Here is a 3,485-nt window from a genome sequence, read left to right as displayed (position 1 = left end):
GGCCTCGGCATTGGCGCCGCGACCGGCTTCATCGTGGTCAGGCTGCGCCTGCCGGCGATCGTGGTGACGCTCGCCGGCTCGTTCATCATCGGTGGCGCCGCACTGCTGATCCTGCCGAGGCCTGGCGGCTCCATCCCGGCTTGGCTGTCCGACCTGCTTGCCGGCGACACGCCAGCGGCGTTCGTGCTGTTGGTGGTGATCGTCCTGCTATGGAAGCTCTATCTCGCCACGCCGCTTGGATTGAGCCTCTATGCCGCCGGCGAGAATCCGGTCGGGGCTTACCGTTCCGGTGTGCCGGTCGACGCGGCGCGTGTGGCCGCCTATGCGATCAGCGGCCTCTTGTCGACCGGCGCCGGGCTGTTCGTCGCCGCGCAAACGGGGTCTGGCGATCCGGTCATCGGCACCGCCTTCACGCTCAATTCCATTGCCGCTGCCGTGCTTGGCGGCATTGGCTTTCTCGGCGGGCAGGGCACCATGCGCGGCGCGCTCGCCGGCAGCCTGCTGCTTAGCCTGATGATCAGCGTGATGTTCTTCCTCGGCTTCACCCCGGTAGCGCAGTATGTCGCGCAAGGGCTGATCATCATCGGCGCGGTCGCCATCCCGCAATTCCGCAAGGTGCAGCAATGACAGCCTGGACCGACAGCGCCGGCGGCAGACGCGCCAGGGCGATCCTCACAAGCCGGCCGTTCCTCACCCTTGCCATCGTCGTCGCAGTCTGGATCGCGGCGAGCTTCGCATCGCGCGGCTTCGGCGCCTACGGACATCTGCGCTACCTGGTAGAACTTGGCGCGGTGATCGGCCTCGTGGCGGCCGGGCAGACCTTCGTGGTGATCGCCGGCGGCATCGATCTCTCCGTGGCAGCGATCGTCACCGTCAGCGCCATCAGCCTGCCGCTGCTGTCATGGCAGGCCGATCCGACCGGCCTTGCCTCCGTGCTCGCGGTGGTTGCGCTGACCACAGCTATCGGCGTGGTCAACGGGTTAGGGGTGGCGCTGCTGCGCGTCCATCCGATGATCATGACGCTGGCCATGGCGACATTCCTGCAGGGTCTGCTGATCATCATTGCCGGCGGCAGTGCCGTCACCGCCGAGAACCCGCTGGTTCATTGGCTTGGCAATGCGCGGCCGGCCGGCATCCCGGCTGGCATCCTGCTGTGGATCGCGGTTTCCGTGCTCGTGCTGACGCTGATGCATGCAACGCCTTTCGGCGCCCGCATCTTCGCCATGGGCGCCAACCCGGTTGCGGCTTCGCTGTCGGGCGTGCCGATCATTTCCACGACATTGGCTGTCTATAGCATCAGCGGATTCACGGCGGGGCTCGCGGGCGTGCTGGTGCTCGGCATGAACGGGCAGGGCTATGTCGGGATCGGCGATCCTTATCTGCTCGCCTCGATCGCCGCAGTGGTGCTTGGCGGCACCTCGATCCTCGGCGGGCTCGGCACCTATGCCGGCACCATCCCGGGAGCCATCCTGCTGGTGACGATCACTGCGCTGATCACCGTGGTCAATGCATCGCCCGGCTGGCGCAGCATCCTGTTCGGTTCGCTCATCCTCGGGCTGCTGCTGCTCTCAGGCAGGGAGCAAGCCCGGCGATGACCCGGCGTCCAGGCGATAGATGCGAGCGGCGTTGCCAAAGAACAGCGCCGCCTGCTCATCCCGGGAAAGATCGGCGGTGATGACCTTGAAGCTGTCATATACCTCATCGAACGAGGCGTGCAGGCCGGCGACCGGGAAGTCGGAGCCGAACATGGCGCGCTTCATGCCGAAGCAGTCGATGCAATGCAGAACGATCGGCCGCAGACTTTCGAGCGTCCAGTCATGATCGTAAGCGACCAGGTCGGATATCTTGATGGCGACGTTGTCGCGCTCGGCCAGCAGGCGCAGCCCGTCTCGCCATCTCTGCAAGCCTTCGGGATCACGGTCGATCGGGCTGCCGCAATGGTTGAGGACGAATTGCTGGTCGGGAAAGGCCGCGGCGAGGTGCGCTGCCTCGGCCAGTTGGCGTGGAAACACCATCAGGTCGAAGGAGAGCCCGTACCGGGCGAGCGAGCCAAGGCCGGCGCGCCAGGCGGGATCGTCCATTATGCCGTCGCGAGCGGCGAAGCGCCGGGCGGGATCAGGGTCCCAGCTCAGAATGTCGCGTATGCCGATGACGCGGTCGAACGCGGCCTGCGCCTCGATCAACTCCGCCGCGTTGTGGCTCGCCAACGGCACATGGACGACGTAGCGCGCCGCTACGCCGCCGCACGACTTGTCGAGCGTCTCGAGCCAGCGGGTCTCGCCGACGCTGTCGTCGCTCGCCCAGCCGGCTTCGACATGGACGCTGGCGACGACATTGTGCCGGGCGGCGTCGCGCAGATAATCCTCGGGCAGATAGTTGCGGCGCAAGGCATCAAGCTCGCCGAGGCCGCCGCGTTCGCCGGCAGAGGTGGTCAGCCAGGGATGGCGGCCGAGGCTGAGATCCCAGAGATGGTGATGGGCGTCGATGATGGGTCCGGAGTAGGGATTTGGCACGCGGTTCCCTCAGGCCTTGGCCGGCAATCGGTTGAGCCATTGTTCGGCGACGGAAGGGTTAGCATCGGATGAGCGAGAACACACCGGCCCAATCGCTTGTCGTGCATGAAAATTTCATGCTCGACGATCGTATCCGTGGCGTGCCCCCCGGCACGTCCGGATTGGATTCCAGCCTGGCCGGACAGCAAGGCTGGCATCCGGCCGATGGCCGCATGTCGCTGCCGCTGCTCACCCTTGACGAAGCGGCCTTCGCCTCAAATCGCGACTTGTTCCTGCGTTATGCGCGCGAGCAGGGCGCTGCGGTCGCGCCGCATGCCAAGACGCCGATGGCGCCGGATCTCGCCCATTCGCTGGTCAAGGCCGGTGCCTGGGGCACGACGGTCGCCGATATAAGGCAGGCAACGGTGATGCTGAAGGCGGGTCTCTCGAGACTGATCATTGCCAACGAGGTCGGCGGCGCCGGTGGTGCAGGCAGGCTCGCGAAACTGACTGGCGCGTGGCCGGATGCCGAGCTCTATGTCTTCGCCGACTCGGTCGCGGCCGTGCGGGCACTGGCGGATGCGTGGCGGGCAGCTGCCGATCTCCCGCCGTTGCGTGTCCTGGTCGAGCTCGGCGCGGCGAGGGCGGGCGCACGAACCACGGCAGAGGCCGAGGCAATCGCCGATGCCGTCGCTGCGACCGGCGGACGGCTGCGCATTGCCGGCGTCGGCACCTATGAAGGCGCTGCCGCTCAGCCTGATCCGCTGCGCACCGATGAAGCGGTCTCTGCGCTGCTGGCATCGGTGGGCGACATGTTCCTCAGGCTCCGCGCTCGCCTTGGCAGCGAGGCTCCCCTGGTCGTGACGGCCGGCGGGTCGGTCTTCTTCGACAGGGTGGTGGCGGCGCTTTCGCCGCTGGTCGAACAGGACGGCAAGGCGACGCTGGTGCTGCGCAGCGGCGCCATCTTCTTCCACGACCACGGCGTCTATGACC

4 protein-coding genes are annotated in these 3,485 nt (G+C 66.8%); 3 read left to right on the top strand and 1 reads right to left on the bottom strand.

Translation table 11 applies throughout. From position 1 onward, the window contains the following. Positions 1-627, top strand: a 627-nt coding sequence (locus tag EOA32_RS35020; protein ID WP_145971467.1) for an ABC transporter permease, incomplete at its 5' end; no start/stop codon positions are given. Continuing rightward, positions 624-1,595, top strand: coding sequence for an ABC transporter permease (locus EOA32_RS35015; protein WP_128374128.1), 972 nt, complete (start codon positions 624-626; stop codon positions 1,593-1,595). The genes EOA32_RS35020 and EOA32_RS35015, both read left to right, overlap by 4 nt. On the opposite strand, the gene EOA32_RS35010 is transcribed toward EOA32_RS35015, so the two are convergent. After that, a complete protein-coding gene (locus EOA32_RS35010; protein WP_128374127.1) occupies positions 1,569-2,513 on the bottom strand; it encodes an amidohydrolase family protein in 945 nt (314 codons plus the stop codon). The genes EOA32_RS35015 and EOA32_RS35010 overlap by 27 nt on opposite strands. Positions 2,514-2,581: 68 nt before the next feature. Between EOA32_RS35010 and EOA32_RS35005 the strand changes: the two genes are divergently transcribed. Continuing rightward, positions 2,582-3,485, top strand: a 904-nt coding sequence (locus EOA32_RS35005; protein ID WP_128374126.1) for an alanine racemase, incomplete at its 3' end; no start/stop codon positions are given.

It is taken from the genome of Mesorhizobium sp. M1A.F.Ca.ET.072.01.1.1 (assembly GCF_004023325.1).
In the GTDB taxonomy this organism is placed as follows: domain Bacteria; phylum Pseudomonadota; class Alphaproteobacteria; order Rhizobiales; family Rhizobiaceae; genus Mesorhizobium.
Note: the sequence above shows the minus strand (reverse complement) of the source record. Positions and strands in the feature narration are given on the sequence as shown.